The organism is Neorhizobium sp. T6_25 (assembly GCF_002968555.1).
In the GTDB taxonomy this organism is placed as follows: domain Bacteria; phylum Pseudomonadota; class Alphaproteobacteria; order Rhizobiales; family Rhizobiaceae; genus Neorhizobium.
Genome location: NZ_PVBL01000030.1, coordinates 59,774 through 82,219 on the forward strand (window position 1 = coordinate 59,774; position 22,446 = coordinate 82,219).

The window sequence follows — 22,446 nt, forward strand, 5'->3', positions numbered from 1 at the left end:
TCAGATGAGGTTCTGTTCGACGCCGAAGCTGGCGAGCAGCATGCGGCGGAGTTTGATGAAGGCGGGATGCCCGGGACTGCGCGGATGGGTCAGCTCGACCTGATGATCCTCAGCGATCCGCCCGTCCTTCAGGACCAGGATTCGGTCGGAAAGCAGCAGCGCCTCGTCAACGTCATGCGTCACGAGAACGACCGTCGGCTTGTTCTGTTCGACCAGGTGGAACAAAAGACCGTGCATGCGGATCCGCGTCAGGGCGTCAAGAGCACCGAATGGTTCGTCCGCCAGAAGCAGTTCGGGCCGGCGCAGCAGCGACCTTGCCAGCGCCGCCCGCTGTTTCTGGCCGCCGGACAAGGTGGAGGGCCAGACATTGCCCTTTTCGCCCAGCCCCACCGCTTCCAGCATGGCGAGAGCCGCGACTTTCGCGTCGAACCGGCGCAATCCGAGCGTCAGGTTGTCGATGACGCTCATCCAGGGCAGCAATCGTGCGTCCTGAAACAGGACGGACGTGTTTGCCGGTCGGCGGAACTCTCCTTCGGTCACCGCATCGTCGTCCAGCCCGGCAAGCGCCCGAAGAAGGGTCGTCTTGCCGGAACCGGATTCGCCAAGCAAGGCCACGAACTGCCCCCGGGGTATCTCGAGCGTGATGTCCTTGAGGATGGTCTTGTCGCCGAAACCGCGCGACAGGTTGCGGAGCGAAACCGACGAGAACGAAGGGGTGTGGACATTCATGCTCCCAATGCCCTCCGATAAGCGAGTGCCCGGGATTCGATCAGCCGTACGACAGTATCGGAGACAAACCCGAGAATCGCATATATGAAGATCCCGACGACGATGACGTCAGTCTGCCCCCAGTCGCGGGCGCGGTTCATGAGATATCCGATCCCGGTCTGGGTATTGATGAGCTCAAGGACAACGAGCGCCGTCCAGCAAAGGGTCACAGCCAACCGCAACGATACGAAGAAACCGGGCAGAGCGCCGGGCAGAGCCACTTTCCGGATGAATTCGCCGCGGGTGAGGCCGAGCGTTCGGGCCAGCTCCACATGGCCGATGTCTATTCCCCGTAGCGCCGCATGGGTGTTGATATAGACCGGCACCAGAACTGCGGTGAAGATCAGGAAGATCTTCATCGCTTCGCCGATGCCGAGCCAGATGATGACGAGCGGGACGAGCGCCAGTGTCGGAACGGCGCGCTTGATCTGCACCACGCCATCGATCAGTGTCTCGCCGCTTCGGGTCAGGCCGGACAGAAGTGCGAGGATGACCCCGACCGTGACACCGAGAAAAAGTCCAGCATAGGCACGCCCGGCCGAAGCCAGCAGGTGCGGCAGCAGCGCGCCGTCGGCCAGCATCGCGTATCCGGTGACGACCGCGGTCGACGGGGCCGTCAAGGTATAGGGCGACAGGATACCGAGGCGGGAAGCCGCCTCCCAGACGATCAGGACGAGAAGAGGACCGATCAGCCTCGCGCCTGTCGGAAGCCGCCCGGGCGTGAGGCGGACGGCTTTGCCGGATTCTGTCTGCTGATCGCCGGCAGACCCCGTCAGACGCCCGGAGGGGGATGGATATGATATGAAATCTGCCACGGATCCTCCTCGTATTCTCTTGTGTTTGAAAGCGCGATCAGCGCCCAGCTACGATGACTGGGTCGAACGTGCTGACGAATGACGTCTTGGCGTCGAAACGCTCCTTCAGCGACCCGGCCTGATATAGAATGTCGATCAGCTTCTGGTGATGGGCGATGGCCTCTGTCGACGTTTGCAGGACGAGCGGCGATTCCGCGGCCAGGATCACAGCCGTATCGTCGGATGAAATGCGCTGGAAATCCGTGTAGTAGAACTTCCCCCAAACCAGCCTGTTGGTATTCGCCCATTTTGCACCGCGGGTGAACGCGCCGAGGAAGCTTTCGATGGCCGCGACCTTCTTGGGATCGGCCAGAGCAGCGGGGCGGGCGTAGAAATAGCTGGTGCTGGGCAGGATCTGTCGCTCGACCGGATCGAGAACCGGCGAAGCCCCGGCCTGCTTGGTCAGGCGGGTAACATGTGGTTCGGTCAAGACGGCAACGTCGACGGCACCGGAACGGACAGCGTCCGGCAGATCGGCTACGCGAAGATTCACCAGCTCCACGTCCTTGAGCGAGATACCCGCACGGTTCAGGGCCTCGATCAGGAAAACCTGCCGGCCGGATCCTTCAACATAGCTCAGCTTCTTGCCCTCGAGCTCCGCCAGTTTGTTGATGACCAGTCCGGGACGGCTCGTCAGGCGATATTGCGCCACCTCTCGCGTAAACGTGCCGATGATCGGCAGAAGCGTGCCGGCTGCGCGCGCCTGGATCGGGGGCGTGTCGCCGACATAAGCGATATCCAGCGCAGCGGCCCGCATAGCCTCGAGGATCGCGGGGCCACCGGCGAAATTCGGAAAACTCGCCTTGAATTCAAGCTTCGGTGCCTCGCCGCTAGCCTCGAGAAGATGGCGAACGAATTCGCTCTGGTCCGCGACGGCGAGCGTCGTGTTGGGATCGACCGTTAGGGCTGCCTCGCTCTGACGGCCAACCGTCAAACCAAGCGAAAGGGCCGAGGCAAAGGATAAGAATGTACGTCGGTTCACAGGTCTGTCCCCAGCAAACTCTCGGTGTTGAACACCGCCGCAGACAAAAATGCAGTGAAACGATAGATTTTATAAGGAAATTATTTTTCTAAAAACGGCCGCTCGTAACAAAAACGCATCGGACCTGCTTCAGAACTGAATAAAGGATCCGGAACGCCCGCCTGGTAATCACCGGTGATCAGCCGCTGAGTCAAAGCGCCCACGGATACTCGACCGCATTTGAGGGCGCTCGAACCGATATCCGGCTGACGCTCCGCGCGACCGGTATCTTGGCGCCCGTGGGTATCCTGGAGGATACGACCGCCGGCACTCTGTTCCACCAGAGGCGTGGCGTAGAAGCATCGCTTTATCGCGCCCGCGCCGGGAGATCATCGCTCGTCGAAAGGTATCCCACCCTTCATCTTGTCAGCAAGAGGAGCTTCGATAATTTGCACGGTCACTGATCCCGACGCTGCGCCAAACTCCTCGACCACCGCGTCGGTGATCTTCTTCATCAGCCTGACTTTCTGGTCTCGCGTTCGGCCAGCTGCGCAAAAAACGTGAACTTCGGGCACTAGGATACTCCTGCTTCTTCCAGAAACATATTCACTCGCTACCGATCTGAATAGCCCAGTTCCGCCAAGAGATGCGCCTAGGCACATGGCGTCGTTACTCGGTTGGCAAAGCAGCTGACCCTTAATCAGCCGGCTGTAGGCTTGAGTTACACACTCAACGGGCAATCTCCAAGCCATAGAGATATGGAGAGAAAAATCGCCTAGCGGGTCCGGATCTGACGCCTTGAACGGTAACGAACTCTCGCCACCATATTGTTTTCGCAACTCGGAATTTATTGCATTTGGTTGGCTGTCGAAGCGGACGACGCCTCCTCTTACATCATCAGCAATTGCATGTCATTTGGGCGGAGCGAACTTGAAGAGGGTGAAGGATTTGTCAGTCCAAGCCTGATTGAACCAAGGCGAATCCTGAATGTGGGAAGCCGTGACATACATCGTCCCATCGGGTCCTTGGGCGAATGTATCCGGCCAACGGAGCCGGCTATCCTCAAGCAATGGTGTCATCTTGCCGTCCGTGCCGAGGATTTTGATACCATTGTTCGCCATCGTGCTGAGATAGATGCGGTTCTGCTGGTCGATCCAAAGGCCATCCGTCGGCTCAGTCTCGGCAACCTTCTCAGGCCGCACTACACCGGGATCGGTTTCCGCCTTCTGCAGGGACTCGGTCGAGACCCGGTACATCGTCTTACCTGTCAACGCCTTCCAGTAGAGGGTCTTACCGTCAGGCGTCAGTGCGATACTGTCGGCGTTGAACTGTGGCTGGCGACCGTCCGGGCGGCGCAATGGCTTTCCATCGGTTTCAACAATGACATCCTTTTCGGCTTGCGTGGAGGGATCGTCGCTCAACACCCGCCACCCCTTACCAGACCCGAGATTAAGCACAACCAGGCCTCCCGGCGAGCCGGAGTCGGTGAAATAGGCAAAGGCGCCATCCGGCGCGATGCGAACGTCGTTGAGATAGCTCGCCGGGCCGGCGACCTCGAGCGAGAAGGGATAGACCTTTTTGACGACATTGGTCTTGAGATCGACCTGGACCAGTTTTGGACCGTCCTTGACCGTCTTTTCGCTGTTGGGAGCAGCGGGGTCAACGACCCACAGCGATCCCTTTTGATCGGCAACGACGCTCTGCACCGTGACGAAGTGATCCTTCGGCGACAGTTCCGACATCTTCGCGTTTCGCCACGCGTTCCACTCATTATTGGGATAGGGTTTGATCGAGCCATCGTCCATGACTTCGGCAACCGACACTGGCACGTCTTCCGACCAGCGTGGGAAGTTCACGAAGATCCGGCCGTCTTCAGACACCGCGACGCCGGTCACTTGATGATCGAACGTCGCAACCTCCTGCAGCCGATCGTCGGTGTTGCCGGTGATCGGGGCAACCAGTTCCTTGGCTTTGTTCGTCAGCTTATCAAATGTTTGGGCGCTGGCGGGTTGTGCGAGCGAGATGATCGCGGCTGCAATGGCGAGGAACGAAACGATGGGAGCATTGAGTAACATCATGTTTCTCCTTTCACGAATTCGACGCCGAACTTCGTCCCGACCTCCAAGTTCCGTGCCTTGCTGCATTTACTCCGCGTTGAAAGATTGACCCGGAGGGCGTCCGGACTGTGTGCCGCCCAATCAGTCAACATCACGCCCTAGAAAAATTCGCTCAAAAGGGGAACCTTCGCGCCTGGTGCTGGTTCGCGCCGAAGTTAGTGAGTGGCCCACCCCTCAATTCTTGCGCGTTCGGAGGCCGCCTCTCGGTTAAACGACCAACGCAGACAGGAGAAACCCATGCGCGCTCTAGTTTGGCACGGCAAGGAAGACATCCGGTGCGACACCGTATCGGACCCTGAGATCGAGCATCCACGCGATGCGATCATAAAAGTGACGAGTTGCGCGATCTGCGGCTCGGACCTTCACCTGTTTCACAATTTCATACCCGCGATGATGCCGGGCGACATCATGGGGCATGAGATGATGGGCGAAGTGGTCGAAACTGGCTCGGAGGCGAGCGGCAGCCTGAAGAAGGGCGACCGGATCGTCGTCCCCTTCACCATCAACTGCGGTGAATGCGACCAATGCAAACGCGGCAACTTTTCTGTCTGCGAGCGCACCAACCGCAAGAAGGATCTGGCCGACAAGGCGTTTGGCCACACCACCGCCGGCCTCTTCGGCTACACGCACCTGACCGGCGGTTATCCCGGCGGACAGGCCGAGTATCTGAGGGTGCCGTTCGCAGACAAGACACATATCAAGGTTCCGGACAGCCTCACAGATGAGCAGGTGCTCTTCCTCGGCGACATTTTCCCGACCGGCTGGCAGGCTGCTGCCCAATGCGACATAGAGCCCACGGACACGGTGGTGGTCTGGGGCTGCGGACCGGTCGGCCAGATGACGATCCGGAGCGCCGTACTTCTGGGTGCCAGGCAGGTGGTCGCGATCGACTGCATCCCCGAGCGTCTTTCCATGGCTGAGGCTGGCGGTGCCATCACCATCAACTTCGAGGACGAAAGCGTCATTGAGCGGTTGAACGAGTTGACCGGCGGCAAGGGGCCGGAGAAGTGCATCGATGCGGTGGGGCTCGAAAGCCATGTCTCGATGGGGCAGCCGGATACCCTCCTGGACCGCGCCAAGCAGGTCGTGATGCTGGAAAACGACCGTCCGCATGTGCTGCGCGAGATGATCTATGTCTGCCGCCCGGCCGGCATCATCTCCATCCCCGGTGTCTATAGCGGTCTCGTGGACAAAATCCCGATGGGCATGGCGATGAACAAGGGCCTCTCCTTCCGCATGGGTCAGACCCATGTGAGGCGCTGGACCGACGATCTGTTGCGTCGCATCGAGGACGGCCAGATCGATCCGTCCTTCGTCATCACCCACACGGTCGGGCTCGAACAGGGTCCGAATATGTACAAGGTGTTCCGCGACAAGCAGGATAGCTGCATCAAGGTTGTCCTGAAGCCATAAAGGAGGGTTTCAACATGTCTTTTCTCAGCAATATGGCCCGTTCGCATGGCGATCCGAAAGTCTTGCGGTCGGGCCCAAGTTCACTCAGCTCCTCCGATCGGCTGGCACGCAATCTTGGCTGGTTCAGCATCGGTCTCGGCCTGGCCGAGATCTTTGCGGCTGGAAAGATCACGACTGCACTCGGAATTCGCGGCAAGGAAAACCTTGTTCGAGCCTTCGGCGCGCGTGAAATCGGCTCTGGCTTTATGACGCTGTCGGTGGACAAGCAGGCAGGGCTTGCAAGCCGGATAGCCGGGGACGCACTGGACATCGCAACCCTGGCGACGGCCCTGAGACCTGACAACCGCAAGCGGGCCAACGCCGCATTGGCGCTGGCTATGGTCGCCGGTGTCACCCTTCTCGATGTCATCGCAACGGGCGTAAGTTCCGCCCGCCATACCAGGCGACAGGGCCAGGTTCGCAACTATGGCGACCGCAGCGGCTTTCCAAAAGGCGTCGAGGCTTCGCGGGGCGCCGCCCGTAAACAGCTGGCCGATCCAAGGTCAGCGCCAAATGAAACAAACGACAGACCTAGAACGCCAGCCACCACAGGCGAATGATGAGAGCAGCCGTTGGAGGAGAGCGGCTCTTCCCCCGCTGCTTCCTGCTCCGATAATCGTGAGAGACAGCAACCATGACTCTCGAACAGATCGCCGGAGCGGGGCTGAAGTTGCTTTTCCTGGCCGACATTTTCCTCACCGTCCTTTAGGCGCGTGCCACCTTCCTTGCCTGCATGTCCGTCAGCAGGCCTCGCGGATTGATGCACAGCGCTGCGGCAACCACTGGCAAAATCGCATGACCGATGTCCGGATCTCGAACCAGTTCCAGCTTCGACGCGACTGGCGGAACATCATTGCCCTGCCCCCTTTCGGCCCGCCGCCAGGCTCCGAGCAATCGCTCCAGATTGGCGAAGCTGCCGGTGTAGGCCGCGCTGCTTGACGTCATGAAACAGATGCCGTCCGCGCCCTTCCCATCCTTCCAGCATTGAGCAAGGAAGGTTTCGAAATACCATGGTGATGTGGGGTTCAGTGCCGCCCGTCGCCCGCCTGGGGGAGCCTTCGAACCTGAGCCACTTCGTTACGCTTCGAGTTTCATAGCCGGTCCGTCTGGCGATCTCGCCGTAGGACACCCCTTCCTGACGCAAAGCATGGAGCATGTCGGATATTTCCTGGGCGGGATTGCCTATGCGAAAGACGGGCGCGCCGGCGATGCGTCGCAGCGTCAACAATTCCTCCGACAGAGTTGCCGTGTCGGTGGCACGTATCCTTTTCGAAATAGACATTTCCGCTGATAGGCTCTGAACCTCTAGCATTGCCCGGGGTGCGAGGCATCTCTCTCGACATCGTTGAAACGCCACTTCAGGCTGAGATCAGTGTCGATGAGGATGGCCTCTGGATTGCACCTGAAGAAGACTTGTGGCCGGAGAGCAAAGACCCAGTTCTGGCTTTGGCGGTAGCGGTGCGCTGGGTCTCGAAACGGATTTAACGACCGGAATGGCGGCACTGCCCATAAGCGTTTTGCCCCGGCGCTGTGCCGGACGAGCTTCTTCGCCTTGAAAAAAACGAACCGCAGGCGGGCGTTCCAAATAGCATAAGCGTCTGAAAAGGCGCGTTTTATTGCATAAAGGGCATTTGTGGAACATTAGCTGGTTTTTAATTCGCTAAGACGCGCTGGCGCGCGAGTGGCTTGGCAGATTTCCGCCAACGCACTAAACCACCAGCCAAGTCTGGAGATCCGCTCCGGCATCTGCTAGAAGTTGAGGCCAACTGGGCAACCATAGTTAAACTTGCCAGTTCATACCCCCTAGAAAACGGCCCACCACAATCCTACACGTTCGCTGTGTCAGTTCTCAACAGCCACTCATCTCCAGCCGGCCAGCGGCCATAGGCCAGTCTGAAATCGAGCATCCAGAGACGGTCGCAGCCCCAGAGTGGTTCGTCGTCCACGAAGAAATGTGGAACGCCGAAGACGCCGCGGGTGATGGCGGCGTCGACGGCCTTGACGAGGCTTTGCTTGATCTCGGGCTCGCCGAGTGCTTGGCGCAGTGCCGTGACATCGGCTCCGAGGGCTCCGGCTTCCGCCAGTACGGCATCGGAGCCGGTGATGTCTTGGCCATCGACCCAGAGCCTTGCGGAGATCCGACTGATCAGGGCCTGCGCCATCTGCTGGTCGCGCTCGCGGAGCCAAAGATAGGCCCGGCAGGCGGCGACCGAATTGATGTTCTTCAGGCTATGCTGCCGGAACGGCACGCCGAACATCGCCGCCTGCCGTTCGGCATCGAGCCGGAAATAGGTGGATTTCAGGGGCGTCTCAGGGATCGGCCTGAGGCCCATGACCTTGAGGATGGTGACGCCGATCAGGACCGGGTGCCATTCCACCGTCCGGCCGTGGCGTTCGGCGATGCGGTCGATCTGGGTCGTTGCGAGATAGGAGAATGGAGAGATCGGGTCGAAGTAGAAATCCACCGGACCGCCGGTCATCGTGCCGCTCCATCTCTTTCCTCGGCCCTTTCCCGGGCCTGCTCCGCAACTCTGCCTTGGGCTGCCAGTGCCCTGAGCCTGACCCTGGCGATCTTGCCGAAACCGACTTTGGGCATTTCGTTCAGGAAGCGGACCTCCTGCGGCACCTTGAATTTTGCCAGCGACTGGCGGCAGCGTTCGATGAGCAGGTCCGCGACATCCTCGCCATGGCCTGGCTTCAGGACCACGAAGGCAATTGGCACTTCGCTGCGCAACGGATCGGGCTTGGCCACCACGGCCACCTCCGCCACGCCCTCGACCCGCTGGATGACGGCCTCCACCTCGCTGGCGGAAACGCCCTCACCACCGACCTTGATGACGTCCTTGATGCGGTCGACGAACATGATCGAGCCGTCCTCGAGCAGGCGCACCCGGTCGCCGGTCCTGAAATAACCGTCCGCGTCGAAGGCCTCGCCAGTCGCCTCGGGATTGTTGTAATATTCGAGGAAGAGCGAGCGGCCACGCACGCCGCCCACCAGAAGTTCCCCTTCTCCGCCCGACCCAACGTCATGGCCGGCCTCGTCGGCGACGCGTATCCGGTAACCGAGCGACGGGCGCCCGATCGCGTCGGCGACCAGTGGGCCGTAATCCGTGTCGCCGACGATAGGCTGCGCGATCATCTCCGTCATTCCCCAGGCGGAGGACAGCTTTGCGATGCCGAAGGTCCGCTGCAGGGCCGGTATCTGCCGGTTGGTGATCCACATCCGGAAGAAATGCTCGCGTGGTATTTCCTGCTGTTTCAGGGCAGCCATGGTGAACGGGACATGCGCGGAGGCCGTGGCCCGATGCTTCAGCGCCAGCGGCCAGAAACGGCTCGCGGAAAAGCGCGGCTGCAGAAGAACGGTGCCGCCGGTCCACAGGATCGGCAGGAAGGTCCAGGAAAAACCGACGACATGGAAGAGCGGCAGGAAAAGCTGCACCACGTCGTCCGGCCGGAAACCCTGCTGCTGCGCACCGAGGCAAGACGCCCAAAGCAGGTTCTCATGTGTCCAGAGCACCGCCTTTGCCCGCGCGGTGGTACCGGTGGTGAAGAGGATCAGCGCCGGCAGGGCTGGGTCGGCGGCCCTCGGCGTCATCGGTTCGGTCAGTAGGGGCCAGAAACGTTCGCCCCGCGCGGGAAGGTCGGCTGCTTCGGATGGCGTGCCGGCATCCGTGTCGGTCACGGCGATCCAGTCCAGCCCCCTGACGTGATTGTCGACAAGGCTCGAAAACTTCGGCTGGGTTATCGCCGCCCGCGGTCCAACCGTTTCGGCGAGGCCGGCAAGCTCCGGCCCTGCGGCCAGCGCATTGGTCGCAACGCAGATCGCCCCGAGCCAGGCGCAGGCGAAGCGGGCCAAAAGCGCTTCCGGGCAGTTTTCGAGATGCAGCAGAACCCGGTCTCCGGGGCGGATGCCGCGCGCCGCAAGGCCGCCTGCAAGGCAGGCGACCTCATGCACGAAGGCGGCATAGGTCCAGGTCTTTTCCGGACCATCAGCCGGCGCCCAGATGAGCAGTGGATGATCCGGCCGCTCCGCCGCCCGCCTGGTGAGGAGCGACACGAAATCGAGGCCCGCAAAGGACGAAAGGCTGTTCGCGGTCACCATGTCCCGTGTCTTCTCCTGCCGCGTGTTTGCTGCGGATGATTATTGCTGCTCGATGCCGGCCATCTTCACGTAACGTTCCCAGTCTCCGACCTGCCGCACCAAGAGTTTTTGGCCTTCTTCCGGCGTGCTGATGAAGGGATCACCGCCATTCTCCATGAAGAATTTCGCCGTCTCCGGCTTGGAGAGAATGGTCTTGAAGTAGCCGTTGATCTTGTCGACGACTGGCTTCGGTGTCGCAGACGGAACCATGGCCGCGAACCAACTAAGCATGACGAGATCGGGAATGCCGGCTTCCGCGAAAGTCGGATAGTCGGGTGCAGCCTTCAGCCGCTCAGGCGTGCTGACCGCCAGAATGCGGGCACGGCCTTCCCGCACCTGACCAAGCGCGAAGACAGGGTTCATCATGGCGAAATCAAGCACGCCGCTGGCGAAATCGTTGACGGTGTCATTGTCAGTCTTGTACGCGACCGCAACAGTCTTGAGCATTGCCGCATCGGTGAACATGCGGCCCATGACGCGCCCCGTCGTATTGGACTGGGCATAGCTGCCCTTGTCGCCCTTCTCCTGCATGCCCTTCACCAGTTCCGCCACCGTCTTGTACGGGCTGGCTGACGGGACCATCAGCATGAAGGCCTGCTGGTTGACGGTCGCGGCAATCTGCAGATCCTTTGCCACGTCGATCGGCGGCTTCTTGAAAAGATGCATGTTGGCAGCGACCGAGCTCGCGGCATGCACGTACATGGTGTAGCCATCCGGTTTGGAGCGCGCCACGTATTCGGCGCCAATATTGCCGGCTGCACCCGTCTTGTTGTCGACGATGACCGGGACCTTCGTCAGCGTCTCTAGCTCCTTGCCTAAATACCGGACCAAAACATCGGCGCCGGAACCGGCCGGAAAGCCGTTGACGAGGGTGATCTGCTTGCTCGGAAAATCCGTGGATTGCGCGCGTGCGACGGTTGCTCCCATCAAAAGCGTGAACGCACTGCTGGTAAGACATGCCAGCGCGGCACGACGACACATCATCATGATACCCCTCCCAAGGCCTGATTTTTGCTCCTCACGAATTTAAATATCAGGTCGTCTGATATAAGGCAATGCTCCACGGCCTCACCCACGACGATCTGAATGGTGAGTCCGCAAAACAGCCGTCGAATATTTCTCGGAGATCGGCTATTATGCCCCATTGCGAAAGACTTCGGCGATCTGCTGGACAAGCTCGCCCCCCTGACGTGACGACATCTATGACGGCATCGATCCGCGGCGTTCCGCCACTTCGTTCACCGTCACAGGTGGACGCAAATCCCTACCTTCGATTCGTATGGCTATTGCCGATGCGGATAGCCGAGGCTCGGCAGGATAGGGGCAACTGATTGCGTAGACTTCCATGGATGGACGACAAGATGGGAACGACCCTGCCCTATTCCGGAAGCGATGTCGTTTGGGCCCAGCCTACGGTCATTGCCGAGATCGATTTTTGCGCGTGGACGGCGGACGGGAAACTCCGCCATCCAACCTGCAAGGGATTGCGAGAACGCCAGGATAATGCGGATGTCTCCCGGCTCGCTTAGCGAAATCAGCGCCGTCCGCTAGCAACTTCGTTTTCACGCCACTGCAGCCATTGTCGTCTCAGCTTTCCTCTGGACACACCGATACTGTCTTCGAGAAGCGCGGCGTTCAGGATGCGCTTGGCGCGAAAGTGTCGAAAAGCTCGCTTTGGTCAAACGGCTGCCGTTTTGAATGGTGAGCGCGCCAGACGCACGCCTAGCACAGGCAGCTCCCGAATTGCGACTGTAGCCGGAAACACCGGGACCGTCACTGTAACTGGCTCTGGATCAATGTGGAACGTACCGATCTCCACTTTCTATGTCGGCTTTTCAGGTATCGGGACACTGAATATCGAGACGGCGGGCAGGTTGCGACGGGGCCAAATATAGTTTTTGGCGGCAATACCGGAGCTTCGAGCACCCTTAACATCAACAGCGGCGGTACGTTGCAGACACTATCCCTTCGGGGCGGTGACGGTGCAAGCCAAGCCAATTTTAACGATGGTATTCTGCGCGCGACTGCCACTAACGCGACCTTCATCAACAGTTTTACCGGCACCGAACTCACCTGCTCGCTGGCGGCCTGACCATCGATACTGCCGGCTTTGCCGTGGGAACAGACACCGCGTCGGGCTTCAGTGGCGTCGGCGGCCTCACCGTCACCGGTGCCGGCGGCATTTTCAACCTGCAGGCAAACAGCATTTACTCCGGCGCGACACAGATCGACTTCGATAGCAGCCTTGCCCTTACCGGCGTCGGCGCCTATTCCAGCCGGGTTGTGGCAGACGGCGCCTTCAACGTTTCTGCAGCCACGGCCCCGACCATCCGCAGCCTGGCCGGCAGCAGCCGCCAGCCGGTTGAAGCCTGGTCAACGGACCACCACCCGTGGATCTCATAGGATCAATCCACGAACTCGACGACGATACCCGGTTTCACCATACTGGCAAGCTCTTCGGCGTCCCAGTTCGTAAGGCGGACACACCCATGCGAGCCAGCTTTATCAATCAGGGAAGGCTCCGGCGTCCCATGAATGCCGTATGTGGGCTCGGAAAGATCAATCCAAACGGTACCGACAGGGTTATTCGGGCCGCTTGGCAGGGTAAGCTTCTTCTTGTTCTTTCCCTGCTGAAAGTTGATTTTCGGATTGTAGACGTAGGGCGGGTTACGGGCGACGCCTTTCACCTTATGCTTGCCTGAAGGTGAGGGGTTATCCTCACTGCCAATCGTCGCCGGGTAAGCCGCCAAGACGACACCCTGATCGTCGAGGGCGATGAGCTGCCCTTGCTTGCGTCGCGCCTCAATCCGTTTGACGGTGCCAGCTAGAGGAGCACCTATCCCGGCAACCGAGATGGTTTCGCCTGGCACGAATTTCGCGGTCGGGTTCAGCGCGTGGAGAAGGTCGATGTCCATATGAAAGCGTTCGGCGAGCTTTTCGGCGACACTGGTGTAGCCGAGGTGCTCCATTTTGGCTTGCTCGGCGTAATCCTTTGGAATCTCGCTTACGATGTCTGCGACATCATCCGGGTCGATTTGGTAGGGACCCATGACGTTCTTGTCATCTTTCAGCCGGGCGATGACATCAGGATCAAGCTTGCCGTCGACCGGTAAGCGTTGGAGAGCCTCAAATCCGGCGATGGCTTTCCGAAGATTGGCTCCATCCAGGCCATCGATGACGCCTGGCGAAGCACCAGCGCGATCCAGCAGCACCTGCAGGTGAATAATTGCCGGTTGAGGGACGGACTTCTTTTGGTCACTTTGCTCCGGTGGAGTTGACGCAATATCCGCATTGTTTATCGCGTCAGGGGAAAGGTCCTGCGCATGCGCCTGTGCGGCGCTTAGACAGATAGCAGACAGCAATGATATGAGCAAAATCTGGTCTTTCATTGCTTTAGAAGATCTTGGTACGACCAAGGTTCCAGGCCGCTTTGAAAATCAACGTAATTGACCTCGTGGCAGAATATGCCGGCAGCGATCGATGCTCTGCAAATGCACCGCCCATCGTGGCTAACAGGGTGGCGGGTAGCGCGCAGATCATCATGATGAGCAAGGCTAGACGCAAAGCCTTTTCCAGGCGAAAGCTTGGGTCGTTACCGGTTCCTGGCGCTTCATGCGCCCTCTCCCTGTCATTGATCGACTGATCGGCTGGTATCTGCCGATATGTAGATTATCGTCCCGTGGCTGGAGCGGGCCTTGCTTGACCGACTAAGACATCAAGCTCTCCAAAAGGAGTATCAAGATCTGAAAGCGCTCGCTCCAGTGTCTACCGCTAACAACGCTTGAGGACAAAAAGAGGCCCGCCGAAGCGAGCCTCAGTCTAGGGGACAGGTTCGATGATGAACGCGGAAGTTTATGGGGGCGAGGCTTCCGGGGAGAAGCACCTCCGCGTTCGGGTATCGAACCGGGTGGCTACGCATTAGTTTCAGGGGCAGGAAAAATTGGCGATTTAGTCTGGTACCGGACCAAGCGAGAGCTAATTTTTCGGCCCCCAAGGACAGGTTGGGCTTGCCGGCGGATGATCAAGCCGAATGGTTGGCAAAGACAACCGGAGCTCCTTTAAAGATGGCGCCTGGGAGTCCTTGACTCCTTGCAACTTCCTGTCAGTTTCCGGACATGAGCACACGCGACCGCTTCGACCTCCGCAAAGACAGCGAACATACCTGGGAAATATTCGACACCACCAACGGGCGCACCGTAGTTTTCCAGGGAGAGGCCTTTTGCGGACTGCCCTTCGATAGCGCTGATGCCTTCACCGAGTATATGAATTCGGCCGGGATGCTGCCTGATAGGGTGACGCTACATTGAACGACAAGCTCGACAACCGCTTCATTGCGCGAAGGAACGAAGATGGTACGGACTACTGGACCGTCTACGACATCTCCACCGGTTTGCCAGCCGTGGTAAACGGGACGACGCTTGATGCCCTCGGAATGGAAGAGGCCGATGATCTGGCCGACCTCCTGAACGCGCAATACGCAAGGCGCGGAGGGACAACGCATTGAGCTCGACGACCGACTTCATCGCAGAGTTGATCCGCGCGGCCAATGAGGTCGAGAAGCTACACGGCGAGGAAGCTCGCCGCCTCCTCAACCGCGCGATTACGGTCATCCGCGATATGCGCGAGACAATCGGGATCCCTGGCAGCCGTACCGCTGCCGACGTGGTGATCGACCTACAGACGACAGCTGTGGCCTTGGGATTGGGAAATCGATCGCCTGAACAGGTCAAAGCCGCCTTGCTCGATGCCGCCGGCATAATACGGGACCTGCATATCGTGCTGGATACGGGGACGGAGATCCAGATCGATCGGAAATGAGCCGCAAGCACCAACCACGCGCAAATGGCGGCCCGGCAATCGGAACGATTGTGCAAATAAAAAAAGCCCCGGCCAAAGCGCGCGGGGCTTTTCTTGGAAACCGCCAGTCGATTAGCAGGAGTTTGCCTGATTGACCGGGCTGTTCGCGGTTGACGTGGAAGCATTGGTTCCACCCGCCCCTGCAACGGTCGGGCTCTTGCCGCAGTTGGCATTGGAGCTGCCGGCCGTGCCCGCGCCTTGCGTGTTTGCAGTGCCGGTTGCTGACGTGCCGGGGGCGGTTGTGTCGGTCGCCGTTCCGGCGCCGGTTCCAGCACCACCGGAGCCGGTCGTACCGCCGGTGCCCGTGCCACCTGTGCCAGTGCCACCGCCGGTGCCTTGTGCGAATGCAGAGGTTGCCAGACCGAGCGCCAAGGCGCTCACGGTTAGAAGCTTCATCATGAATCGTTTCCTCTCGTGTCTTCGTGGCTTTATGCCTACGAAGAGACGAACAGCGAGGTGCATGGAATGTTCCCAGTAAACTAACCTGAATCCCGAATAGACCCCCTATGCGGAAACAAACGCCGCCGGGCGATGTTGGGATGATGGAGCGCCTTGTCAGTTTCCTCTCTCGTTACGCCTACACCTGACTTGGCGCTCCGCCGCCCCAAAACAGTCTTGCTGGTGGAGACTTTTCGTGCTTGCTCCACCGTCCGTCGCTTTGCACTTGGCGATCTGGCTAGGGCAGCTGGCGATAGCCAACCGAACGAGAAAAAGCCCCGCAGCCGGTTTAGGCCACGGGGCTTTTCAAATTGAGCTATCAGCAGCGGTTAGCTTGATTGGCGGCGCCGTTCGATCCGGAGTTTGAAGCTGGTCCCCCGGCCGAACCCTGTTGCGTGGGGGTGGTTACGCAGCCGGAATTGGTGCTGCCCGCGTTGTTGGCGTTCCCACCGCTGGACCCGGTAGTATTGGTACCCGTGGCAGCTCCTTGAGCTCCGGCCGTACCGGTTCCGTTGCCGGTCGAACCTGCGGCCGCGCCGGCGGCACTGCCGGTTCCGGAAGAACCGGTCCCTGAACCGCCTGTTGCGCCCTGGGCGAAAGCAGACGTTGCAAGACCGAACGCAAGAGCACTCACTGTCAGAATTCTCAACATAGGTCGTTTCCTCTGGTTTGCGTGTAGCTCGGTGCGAACCGTCCACCCAGAAAGAAGTTCCCACCCGAGGCCAACGATCTGCCTTCGGTGGCTTTAGTCGCTGTCTTGACTCCAACGAACATCCTGTCAGTTTCCGGACATAAGCACACGCAACCGCTTCGACCTCCGCAAAGACAGCGAACATACCTGAGAAATATTTGACACCACCAACGGCCGTTGGCGACGCTGTTCAATGTCTCAGAACAGGCACGGCTGTTCGCCTCGGCGTATTTGCCTGACTCTCACTTCGCCGGAACGCCCACGGGACTCCCCTGCGGGAACTGTATGCCGTCTCCTCCGTTGATAAGGAGGATGCGCGCGCTTAGTCTTGGGAAGCTTTCCGCTGCGCTCCGGAGCCCCGGTGCGACCTTCGCTTCGGGGCTTCTTTTTTGGAGCCTCCTTAGGTACCCGGTGAGGCGATCCGTTGTCTCTCGACCCGATCGAGCCGCTCCCTCAGATCCAGAATGATATCTCGCTGGCCGTAAACGCTGCCCTGCGCCGTCTTTACCTCGTCGATCTGGCGCTGCTGGTCCTGGAACCGCTGGTCATAGTTCGCCCAGACCCGATCAAGCTCTTCGCGCGGAGAGGCGGGATGCGCGTGACGTACCCCAGCCGTCCGTATTTCCCAATCAGCCGGTTCGCCGTGGCCTGCAGGTGGGCATAGACGGGATTGGCCCTCCGTCATCCTATTTGCAGAATCGGAACGGCAGCCGTAAGCTCAAGTTTTAGGGGAAAAGGGGGCGTTACTATGGAAGCAACAACTGAGACCAGGCCGCAGCCCGCCACGTGGCGTATTGTGCTGGCGGCGATCTTCGACTTCTTCACGGCATTCTGGGTTTTCGGCATTCTTGTCGCGACAATCTTTGGCGGCAAGACCGAGTCAGGCTTCAACCTGACTGGCGGTTCGGCCCTCCTGCTCTTTGCGCTGATCGTGGCCTACTTCGTCATCTTCAACAAATATCTGGGCGGCACCATCTGGAAGCGTATCTTCCGCGCCCGGCGGAGCTAAACCACCCGAACTCTAGGCAAGCACGGCATCAAGAACGACCACAGCAGCCCCTCGATCGCCGTGACCACCGGAGTGGAGCGACCGTGTCTTCAACCCTGGTCGACGAGGATGTCGAGTATTCGACCACCACCTATCTTCTCGCGCTTCAGGGTCGATGCCCCGGTCACCACCGGCGACAGGCTGCCTGGGTTGCTCAGTTCAAGGAATGCGGCCTCATAGCTGGCGTTGATGATGGCCATCGGCACCGTGACGAACATTCGCAACGTCAGCTCGCCGCACTGGAGGCGCTGGCTCGGCCCGACCAGCCGCTGTGTCGTCCCATTCACGTCCTTCGCGGAACCGGACCCGGCCAGCAAGGTTATGGGCGGCCGCGTGCCGAACGCATGGTCGCCGGAAGCGAGGAACATCCTCTGATGTTCTTCGCTGGGTTCTTGACGCCGTGGCGAGGTATTCGCAAGGTGCGCGACGGAGAGCGGGAATATGAACTGTTTGGCTTCCTGACCACGGAGCCCAACGAGATCGTTTCGCCGATCTACCAGAAGGCAATGCCGACGATCCTCACTACCCCGGAAGTGGTCGACTTGTAGCTGACAGCACCATGGGATGAGGCCAAGCACCTGCAGCGGCCGCTACCGGGAAATATGCTGGTGATCGCGGAGCCGCCGGCGAAGCCGCAGGAGGAGGAACCTGCGCTGCTATGACTGACCGAGGGACTTACACCCTCCAACCACCGAAAAATGATGGAAGTGGGAAAGCCCGCGTCAATCCCCGGAACCGCGGGCTTTCGCAGCCGGGGCTCTTCTTTGCCCGGCCTATTCCCGAAGTCTAAGCCAATGGCGCAGAAGTGATCAATTCCCTCAAAGGGCTTATTGAGGTGAAAGACCTGACGTCGCAACACAAAAGGTGCATCGGGTCAGGTCATCGAGTAAAACAGCACTCGAAACCTTCCACCCACGCTAAAAACTGTTCTGGGTCAGCAACTGCGCTGTAGGAACAGGAGCTCGCATCACCTCGGCGCTTCGCCGCTTCAGTGCCTTGCTCGAACGCAAGGAGGAGCGCTTCCTCAATATCCAATGCCGAACCGCCGTATTCCCGGTCGATGTATGCGGTGAAAACCTGTTTGCAGCGAGCATCCAATTTGGGCCTACCAATCTGACGACGAACAAGTCATTCGATCTAGGCACGCCATTTTCCGTAAAAGACCTGTACAGGGTATGAACGGGCGCCTTGAGCTGCCGGGCGGATAATCGCCAATTGACCACGAGAATGATGACCAGGCGCCGGAGTGGTCGCTCGTTCAAGGCCACGGGCAGCTTGTGGTATAACGGAGCCATCATGTCTCCGCGCTTCTATCGTGTGGTTTCTTAGGGACCCGATCTTCGGGAACTACGTAGGTAGTTGCGCGTTCTAGCGGCCTTGCTCGCGGACGGGTAAGAACTCGATATCGTAGGGATTGACAGTGACCGAACCATCCGAAGCCCCATTACTCCTTCTTGTTGAAGACGACCCACTGGTTTCATTGGCGGTGGAAGAGTTCCTATCAGCCGCCGGATTTAGGATTGTCGCGGCCAGCAGCGGTCAGGAAGCGATTGACATACTCGCGGGCGACGCCTTCTTGTCTGCCGTTGTTACAGACGTACGGCTTGGCACGGGCCCGAGTGGTTGGGACGTCGCACATCGAGCCCGCGAACTCGTGCCGACAATTCCGGTCATCTACATGACAGGAGACAGCGCGAGCCTTTGGTCAGCTCATGGTGTCCCGGGGAGCATTGTTCTCCAAAAGCCATTTGTTGAGGCACAGCTTGTAACGGCAATCGCAACACTGCTAAATCAAGCCAGCACCACTGGAACGATGTCCTCGTAGTAGCCACTACGGTACGCCACCCAAAAACCGTTGCCAGACGTGGTGATCAAATCAAGCCTGTGTGGGGCTCCTTTGGGATCTCCACCACCCGCCCAATTTCATGAAGGTATGCGATAATGTCCTCCTTGAGGTGATCTCGGTCGCCAAATGCCGAAGAGACAAGCGCGATCCGGCGGTAAGCTTCTTTGTCAGTCGGATCGACCGGTTCGACTACAACATATCCAATTGTCCCGATCGCCTGGATGTTGCTCCCAGCCTCGATCATGGTAGCCACGAAGGCTTCAATTTCATCTTTAGTCATGACGGCAGTTGAGCATATCGTGGCTCCCGCGCAACCCTCAGATCTGAGAGGCTCTCACCCAGCTCGTTTGCTACTCACGATCTGCCGCCGCAACTTGACTCCCGTACAGAGGGTGGCAATGCTGGTTTCATGAGTCCTGACCGCTTCAACGAATGCCTGCTCCATATCCGCTGGACGCCAATCAACCTGGCGTCGGCTTTGCAATGGGATCTTTCATGGATCGAAGCGCTGGAAACGGGAAACGCAGAGGTGCCCGCTGGCCTTGCGACTTGGCTGGAAACGCTCGCCCAGCCACATTTCTCTCCCGCCACCAACCACCTACCGGCGCCAGGGGTCAAGACTTTGACGACGACGGCCGGATCACGCTTCGATATTCGCAAAGACAGCGACTCGAGGTGGGAGATATTCGACACTACCACTGGCCGCACCGTGTTCATCGGCGGAAAACCGTATTTCGACCTTCCGCAAGACAGCGCCGACACCTTGGCAGACTTCATGAACTCGGTGGGTATGGTTCCCGACAAGGACACACTGCATTGAGCTCGACCACCGATTTCATCGCTGAGTTGGTGCGGGCCGCGAATGAAGTCGAGATGCTCCGCGGGGAAGAAGCTCGCCACCTACTCAACCGCGCGATAACGACGATCCGCGATATGCGGGAGAAAATCGGCATGCCGGGCGCCCTTACCGCGGCCGACGCAGTCATCGACCTGCAGACGACAGCTGTGGCCTTGGGGTCGGGCAATCGATCGCCTAATCAGGTCAAGGCTGCCCTGCTGGATGCCCCCGGAATAATCCGAGACCTCCATATCGTGCTGGACACGAAAACGGTGATCCAAACCGACCGGAAATGAGAGTCGGCACGAAGCCCGCCGAAGCTCCTGCCGAATATGAAAACCCAGCAGCCGTTGACGGCTACGGGGTCCCGGGCCCTTGAAATGTTGAGGCCGGACATCCGGGGCAAGTCAGTTGGTCGCCGGCTACGCCATCTCCCTTTTCAAGACTGCCAGGCCGTCGATATCCGGGACCGCCTCGAGGAGGCACGGGCCGCAACGGAATGGTACGGCTTTCGGCCGATTGTTGTTCACCGGTTAACCAGGACGCGCCGTTCCAATTGCTCCCCTGAAACCACCCGCAGGCCCACGGATTTAAACTTCATCGGTCGACAGCGGCTGACCTTAAAGGAGTTGAAATCATGCAAAAATCGCTGCGAATTCTATTGCTTTCGAGCACTCTCGTTATTCCCTTCGGCGGCTTCGCATCCGCTCAGGACGTTTCTATTGGCGGTGAAAATGGGGTGAGCGTTGGCGTCGACACAAGCGACGGCCTCGGCGCCGATGCCTCGGTAGGCGGCTCCAGCGGCATAAATGCCGACGTCGGAATTGGCGGCAGTAGCGGCCTCGCGGACGTCAGCGCGTCGGTGGGTGGGTCGAACGGGGTTAACGCGGATGCCAACGTCCTGAGCGGCGGCGATGTCGCCGACATAAACGCTTCTGTCGGGCGCAACGAGCGCTTGAATGCGAGTGCCAACGTCGGCGCACGGGATGGCATCGACGCTAACGCGACGGCGTCGATCGGAGGGGGGCGCGGCGTCAATGCAAATGCCGCGGCCGGCATCGGCGGGTCGGGAGGGAGCCTCGGATTTCTGGGGATCGGTGGCTCCGGGAGTGGCGCCGGCGGCAGCACTGGTAGTGGGAGGCTCACCAATGCACAGATGCAGGCATTTCAAGGTATGTCATCGAGCGAGCAGCGCCGCTTGCTGACCCGGTGCGCTGAGATTACGTCGCACGGTGGGGATCGGTCCCTCGTCCAGCTGTGCAGTATGTTGCAAATGACAGCGGCGCGTTGATCCTATTCCATCCTCCAACCGCGCGTGAATGGCGGTCTGGTAAACCGAACGACTGGTGCGAATAGAAAAGCCCCGCAGTCGGTGAAGGCTGCCGGGCTTAGGCCCGCCAGGAACGCGCGGATGGACGTTAGACCTTGGCTGGGCTAGCTCCCAGGCGAGTGCGATGTTGCTTGACCCGGTCAAGACGCCCCCGATGATCGAGAATAATGTCGCGCTGGCCGTAGACGCTGCCCTGCGACCTCGGTGATCTGGCGCTGCTGGTCCTGGAACAGCTGATCGCAGTTTACCCGCACGCCGTCTAACTCCTCGCGCGGGATCAGGGCGTCCCGGACGTCCTGAACGGCGCTCCTGCTCGCGCCCGATCCTCCGATCCGCGGTTCGTGCGCCCTTCCATTTCCTTTTGCGTCACCATCTCTTGAGGTCGGTGGTCGCGATTTGGGTGCGCCAGTAGACCAGGCCGCCGACAATCGTGCAGAACGAGGGCGCCACCGCAATGGTCTGCCACTGCGGCTTGTTCCGATCGGCTATGTTCCTGGACAGCGCGGCAACGGAAGAACGCGCCGAAGCCCAGGAACACATGGCCGAAGCGCTCCGCATCCTGAACGCCGCTATTCGCCGAACCCACAGAGCCGGTCTTTTAGTTCGGGTCGAGGTACTGACCATGTCCTCCCGGGAGGGGACCCTGCCGCAGTTGGAGTTGGGCACCCTGGACAGGCAGCACGGCGAGATCTGATGGCCGATGATCCTTGGAGCCCCTCCCCGTGACCCCTGCCGAACTCGAACAACGCTGTTCCGCTCCGTATGGTAAGAAGTGGCAATCGTCCCTCGCGAGGCGGGTCGGCGTGGATGCCAGATCCGTTCGCCGCTGGAAAGCCGGTGATCGAGATATTCCGGCCTGGCTGGAATGGGCGATCGGGATTTTGGAGCGCCACGAGGACGAACGCTGATTCACCAACGCCCGAGGATAGTCTTTCAAAAGTGCGCCAGTGCAGATAGATTGGCGAAAGCACGGAGTGCCCGAATGGTATCACGCAGGCAGTTCATCATTGGCGGATCCTGGACCTCCCTGTCTGGCGTTCTCGCTTCATCCCGCATTGTCACCGGCGGAGCTGCGTTCGCGCTGGGAATTCGCGAAGGATCAGCC

The 22,446-nt window shown here is 59.7% G+C and carries 25 protein-coding genes and 5 pseudogenes; 16 read left to right on the top strand and 14 right to left on the bottom strand.

The annotated features are described in order from the left end of the window. From C5L10_RS28560 to C5L10_RS28580, 5 genes are all read right to left on the bottom strand, one after another. Nucleotides 1-729, bottom strand: coding sequence for an ABC transporter ATP-binding protein (locus tag C5L10_RS28560; protein ID WP_105432424.1), 729 nt, complete (start codon nucleotides 727-729; stop codon nucleotides 1-3). Beyond that, on the bottom strand, nucleotides 726-1,583 hold the full coding sequence (locus C5L10_RS28565) for an ABC transporter permease (protein ID WP_105432425.1): 858 nt from the start codon (nucleotides 1,581-1,583) through the stop codon (nucleotides 726-728). The genes C5L10_RS28560 and C5L10_RS28565 overlap by 4 nt, the downstream gene beginning before the upstream one ends. A gap of 37 nt (nucleotides 1,584-1,620) precedes the next feature. Further along, nucleotides 1,621-2,604, bottom strand: a complete 984-nt coding sequence (locus C5L10_RS28570; protein WP_105432426.1) for an ABC transporter substrate-binding protein — start codon at nucleotides 2,602-2,604, stop codon at nucleotides 1,621-1,623. Between the two features lie 368 nt (nucleotides 2,605-2,972). Next, complete coding sequence (locus tag C5L10_RS34765; protein ID WP_371411999.1) at nucleotides 2,973-3,335, bottom strand: 4-oxalocrotonate tautomerase family protein; 363 nt, start codon at nucleotides 3,333-3,335, stop codon at nucleotides 2,973-2,975. Between the two features lie 159 nt (nucleotides 3,336-3,494). After that, a complete protein-coding gene (locus tag C5L10_RS28580) occupies nucleotides 3,495-4,658 on the bottom strand; it encodes an SMP-30/gluconolactonase/LRE family protein (protein WP_245448240.1) in 1,164 nt (387 codons plus the stop codon). Between the two features lie 279 nt (nucleotides 4,659-4,937). Between C5L10_RS28580 and C5L10_RS28585 the strand changes: the two genes are divergently transcribed. Both C5L10_RS28585 and C5L10_RS28590 read left to right on the top strand, forming a co-directional pair. Next, on the top strand, nucleotides 4,938-6,113 hold the full coding sequence (locus C5L10_RS28585) for a zinc-dependent alcohol dehydrogenase (protein ID WP_105432428.1): 1,176 nt from the start codon (nucleotides 4,938-4,940) through the stop codon (nucleotides 6,111-6,113). 14 nt (nucleotides 6,114-6,127) lie between these two features. Further along, entirely contained in the window at nucleotides 6,128-6,712 is a 585-nt protein-coding gene (locus C5L10_RS28590) for a hypothetical protein (protein WP_105432429.1), read from the top strand. A 157-nt stretch (nucleotides 6,713-6,869) separates the two neighbouring features. Here the strand turns inward: C5L10_RS28590 and C5L10_RS28595 are convergent. From C5L10_RS28595 to C5L10_RS28610, 4 genes and pseudogenes are all read right to left on the bottom strand, one after another. Continuing rightward, nucleotides 6,870-7,393 (bottom strand): annotated as a pseudogene (locus C5L10_RS28595) (ISL3 family transposase); the annotation flags it as partial. A 585-nt stretch (nucleotides 7,394-7,978) separates the two neighbouring features. Then, nucleotides 7,979-8,632 carry a 2-hydroxychromene-2-carboxylate isomerase gene (locus C5L10_RS28600; RefSeq protein WP_105432430.1) on the bottom strand — a complete coding sequence of 218 codons (654 nt, stop codon included), beginning with the start codon at nucleotides 8,630-8,632 and terminating at the stop codon, nucleotides 7,979-7,981. Beyond that, nucleotides 8,629-10,254 carry a class I adenylate-forming enzyme family protein gene (locus tag C5L10_RS28605; RefSeq protein ID WP_105432431.1) on the bottom strand — a complete coding sequence of 542 codons (1,626 nt, stop codon included), beginning with the start codon at nucleotides 10,252-10,254 and terminating at the stop codon, nucleotides 8,629-8,631. Before C5L10_RS28605 ends, C5L10_RS28600 begins: the two co-directional genes overlap by 4 nt. A 39-nt stretch (nucleotides 10,255-10,293) precedes the next feature. After that, nucleotides 10,294-11,280 carry a tripartite tricarboxylate transporter substrate binding protein gene (locus tag C5L10_RS28610; RefSeq protein ID WP_205837105.1) on the bottom strand — a complete coding sequence of 329 codons (987 nt, stop codon included), beginning with the start codon at nucleotides 11,278-11,280 and terminating at the stop codon, nucleotides 10,294-10,296. A gap of 386 nt (nucleotides 11,281-11,666) precedes the next feature. Between C5L10_RS28610 and C5L10_RS28615 the strand changes: the two are divergent. The 3 genes and pseudogenes from C5L10_RS28615 to C5L10_RS35070 all read left to right on the top strand — a co-directional run. After that, a pseudogene (locus C5L10_RS28615) lies at nucleotides 11,667-11,822 on the top strand (ATP-dependent DNA ligase); the annotation flags it as partial. Between the two features lie 267 nt (nucleotides 11,823-12,089). Continuing rightward, entirely contained in the window at nucleotides 12,090-12,188 is a 99-nt protein-coding gene (locus C5L10_RS35065) for a hypothetical protein (protein WP_371411994.1), read from the top strand. Nucleotides 12,189-12,408: 220 nt separating this feature from the next. Further along, the gene (locus C5L10_RS35070; protein ID WP_311766222.1) at nucleotides 12,409-12,696 is read left to right on the top strand and encodes a hypothetical protein; all 288 of its coding nucleotides are present in this window, start codon (nucleotides 12,409-12,411) and stop codon (nucleotides 12,694-12,696) included. Between the two features lie 2 nt (nucleotides 12,697-12,698). Here the strand turns inward: C5L10_RS35070 and C5L10_RS28625 are convergent, their stop codons facing one another. Next, nucleotides 12,699-13,682, bottom strand: coding sequence for a L,D-transpeptidase (locus C5L10_RS28625; protein WP_105432433.1), 984 nt, complete (start codon nucleotides 13,680-13,682; stop codon nucleotides 12,699-12,701). Nucleotides 13,683-14,408: 726 nt separating this feature from the next. Between C5L10_RS28625 and C5L10_RS28630 the strand changes: the two genes are divergently transcribed. The 3 genes from C5L10_RS28630 to C5L10_RS28640 are packed head-to-tail and all read left to right on the top strand — an operon-like array spanning nucleotide 14,409 to nucleotide 15,111. Further along, on the top strand, nucleotides 14,409-14,600 hold the full coding sequence (locus tag C5L10_RS28630; protein WP_105432434.1) for a hypothetical protein: 192 nt from the start codon (nucleotides 14,409-14,411) through the stop codon (nucleotides 14,598-14,600). Continuing rightward, a complete protein-coding gene (locus tag C5L10_RS28635) occupies nucleotides 14,597-14,797 on the top strand; it encodes a hypothetical protein (protein ID WP_105432435.1) in 201 nt (66 codons plus the stop codon). Before C5L10_RS28630 ends, C5L10_RS28635 begins: the two co-directional genes overlap by 4 nt. Further along, on the top strand, nucleotides 14,794-15,111 hold the full coding sequence (locus C5L10_RS28640) for a hypothetical protein (protein ID WP_105432436.1): 318 nt from the start codon (nucleotides 14,794-14,796) through the stop codon (nucleotides 15,109-15,111). Before C5L10_RS28635 ends, C5L10_RS28640 begins: the two co-directional genes overlap by 4 nt. A gap of 111 nt (nucleotides 15,112-15,222) precedes the next feature. On the opposite strand, the gene C5L10_RS28645 is transcribed toward C5L10_RS28640, so the two are convergent. Together C5L10_RS28645 and C5L10_RS34560 are read right to left on the bottom strand one after the other, a co-directional pair. Continuing rightward, nucleotides 15,223-15,549, bottom strand: a complete 327-nt coding sequence (locus C5L10_RS28645; protein WP_105432437.1) for an oxidoreductase — start codon at nucleotides 15,547-15,549, stop codon at nucleotides 15,223-15,225. Between the two features lie 1,130 nt (nucleotides 15,550-16,679). Further along, nucleotides 16,680-16,964: a hypothetical protein gene (locus tag C5L10_RS34560; protein WP_245448242.1), complete on the bottom strand. Its 285-nt coding sequence runs from the start codon at nucleotides 16,962-16,964 to the stop codon at nucleotides 16,680-16,682. 63 nt (nucleotides 16,965-17,027) lie between these two features. On the opposite strand from C5L10_RS34560, the gene C5L10_RS28655 reads away from it, so the two are divergent. Beyond that, nucleotides 17,028-17,288: a hypothetical protein gene (locus C5L10_RS28655; protein WP_105432438.1), complete on the top strand. Its 261-nt coding sequence runs from the start codon at nucleotides 17,028-17,030 to the stop codon at nucleotides 17,286-17,288. Here the strand turns inward: C5L10_RS28655 and C5L10_RS35075 are convergent. Beyond that, nucleotides 17,285-17,533, bottom strand: a pseudogene (locus tag C5L10_RS35075) (hypothetical protein); the annotation flags it as partial. The gene C5L10_RS28655 and the pseudogene C5L10_RS35075 overlap by 4 nt on opposite strands. 1 nt (nucleotide 17,534) lies before the next feature. Between C5L10_RS35075 and C5L10_RS28665 the strand changes: the two are divergent. After that, nucleotides 17,535-17,989: pseudogene (locus C5L10_RS28665) on the top strand (SOS response-associated peptidase family protein); the annotation flags it as partial. Nucleotides 17,990-18,747: 758 nt separating this feature from the next. Continuing rightward, a complete protein-coding gene (locus C5L10_RS28670; protein ID WP_105432450.1) occupies nucleotides 18,748-19,152 on the top strand; it encodes a response regulator in 405 nt (134 codons plus the stop codon). Nucleotides 19,153-19,198: 46 nt separating this feature from the next. On the opposite strand, the gene C5L10_RS28675 is transcribed toward C5L10_RS28670, so the two are convergent. Continuing rightward, nucleotides 19,199-19,453 (bottom strand): hypothetical protein, encoded by a 255-nt coding sequence (locus tag C5L10_RS28675; RefSeq protein ID WP_105432439.1) that lies wholly within the window; start codon nucleotides 19,451-19,453, stop codon nucleotides 19,199-19,201. A gap of 129 nt (nucleotides 19,454-19,582) precedes the next feature. Between C5L10_RS28675 and C5L10_RS28680 the strand changes: the two are divergent. The 5 genes and pseudogenes from C5L10_RS28680 to C5L10_RS33930 all read left to right on the top strand — a co-directional run bounded on the left by C5L10_RS28680 (nucleotide 19,583) and on the right by C5L10_RS33930 (nucleotide 22,035). Continuing rightward, nucleotides 19,583-19,799: pseudogene (locus tag C5L10_RS28680) on the top strand (hypothetical protein). Then, nucleotides 19,796-19,993, top strand: a complete 198-nt coding sequence (locus C5L10_RS28685; protein ID WP_105432440.1) for a hypothetical protein — start codon at nucleotides 19,796-19,798, stop codon at nucleotides 19,991-19,993. Before C5L10_RS28680 ends, C5L10_RS28685 begins: the two are co-directional and overlap by 4 nt. Then, on the top strand, nucleotides 19,990-20,307 hold the full coding sequence (locus tag C5L10_RS28690; RefSeq protein ID WP_105432441.1) for a hypothetical protein: 318 nt from the start codon (nucleotides 19,990-19,992) through the stop codon (nucleotides 20,305-20,307). Before C5L10_RS28685 ends, C5L10_RS28690 begins: the two co-directional genes overlap by 4 nt. Before the next feature lie 341 nt (nucleotides 20,308-20,648). After that, complete coding sequence (locus C5L10_RS28695; RefSeq protein ID WP_105432442.1) at nucleotides 20,649-21,302, top strand: hypothetical protein; 654 nt, start codon at nucleotides 20,649-20,651, stop codon at nucleotides 21,300-21,302. A 469-nt stretch (nucleotides 21,303-21,771) separates the two neighbouring features. Then, nucleotides 21,772-22,035 carry a hypothetical protein gene (locus tag C5L10_RS33930; protein ID WP_172717232.1) on the top strand — a complete coding sequence of 88 codons (264 nt, stop codon included), beginning with the start codon at nucleotides 21,772-21,774 and terminating at the stop codon, nucleotides 22,033-22,035. Nucleotides 22,036-22,446: the final 411 nt, after the last annotated feature.

Bases quoted from the DNA above. Each gene is read 5' to 3' on its own strand.
- C5L10_RS28560 (WP_105432424.1), bottom strand. From the start codon at position 729: ATGAATGTCCACACCCCTTCGTTCTCGTCGGTTTCGCTCCGCAACCTG.
- C5L10_RS34765 (WP_371411999.1), bottom strand. From the start codon at position 3,335: ATGGCTTGGAGATTGCCCGTTGAGTGTGTAACTCAAGCCTACAGCCGG.
- C5L10_RS28580 (WP_245448240.1), bottom strand. From the start codon at position 4,658: ATGTTACTCAATGCTCCCATCGTTTCGTTCCTCGCCATTGCAGCCGCG.
- C5L10_RS28585 (WP_105432428.1), top strand. From the start codon at position 4,938: ATGCGCGCTCTAGTTTGGCACGGCAAGGAAGACATCCGGTGCGACACC.
- C5L10_RS28590 (WP_105432429.1), top strand. From the start codon at position 6,128: ATGTCTTTTCTCAGCAATATGGCCCGTTCGCATGGCGATCCGAAAGTC.
- C5L10_RS28600 (WP_105432430.1), bottom strand. From the start codon at position 8,632: ATGACCGGCGGTCCGGTGGATTTCTACTTCGACCCGATCTCTCCATTC.
- C5L10_RS28605 (WP_105432431.1), bottom strand. From the start codon at position 10,254: ATGGTGACCGCGAACAGCCTTTCGTCCTTTGCGGGCCTCGATTTCGTG.
- C5L10_RS28610 (WP_205837105.1), bottom strand. From the start codon at position 11,280: ATGATGATGTGTCGTCGTGCCGCGCTGGCATGTCTTACCAGCAGTGCG.
- C5L10_RS35065 (WP_371411994.1), top strand. From the start codon at position 12,090: ATGTGGAACGTACCGATCTCCACTTTCTATGTCGGCTTTTCAGGTATC.
- C5L10_RS28625 (WP_105432433.1), bottom strand. From the start codon at position 13,682: ATGAAAGACCAGATTTTGCTCATATCATTGCTGTCTGCTATCTGTCTA.
- C5L10_RS28630 (WP_105432434.1), top strand. From the start codon at position 14,409: ATGAGCACACGCGACCGCTTCGACCTCCGCAAAGACAGCGAACATACC.
- C5L10_RS28645 (WP_105432437.1), bottom strand. From the start codon at position 15,549: ATGATGAAGCTTCTAACCGTGAGCGCCTTGGCGCTCGGTCTGGCAACC.
- C5L10_RS34560 (WP_245448242.1), bottom strand. From the start codon at position 16,964: ATGACGGAGGGCCAATCCCGTCTATGCCCACCTGCAGGCCACGGCGAA.
- C5L10_RS28655 (WP_105432438.1), top strand. From the start codon at position 17,028: ATGGAAGCAACAACTGAGACCAGGCCGCAGCCCGCCACGTGGCGTATT.
- C5L10_RS28675 (WP_105432439.1), bottom strand. From the start codon at position 19,453: ATGACTAAAGATGAAATTGAAGCCTTCGTGGCTACCATGATCGAGGCT.
- C5L10_RS28695 (WP_105432442.1), top strand. From the start codon at position 20,649: ATGCAAAAATCGCTGCGAATTCTATTGCTTTCGAGCACTCTCGTTATT.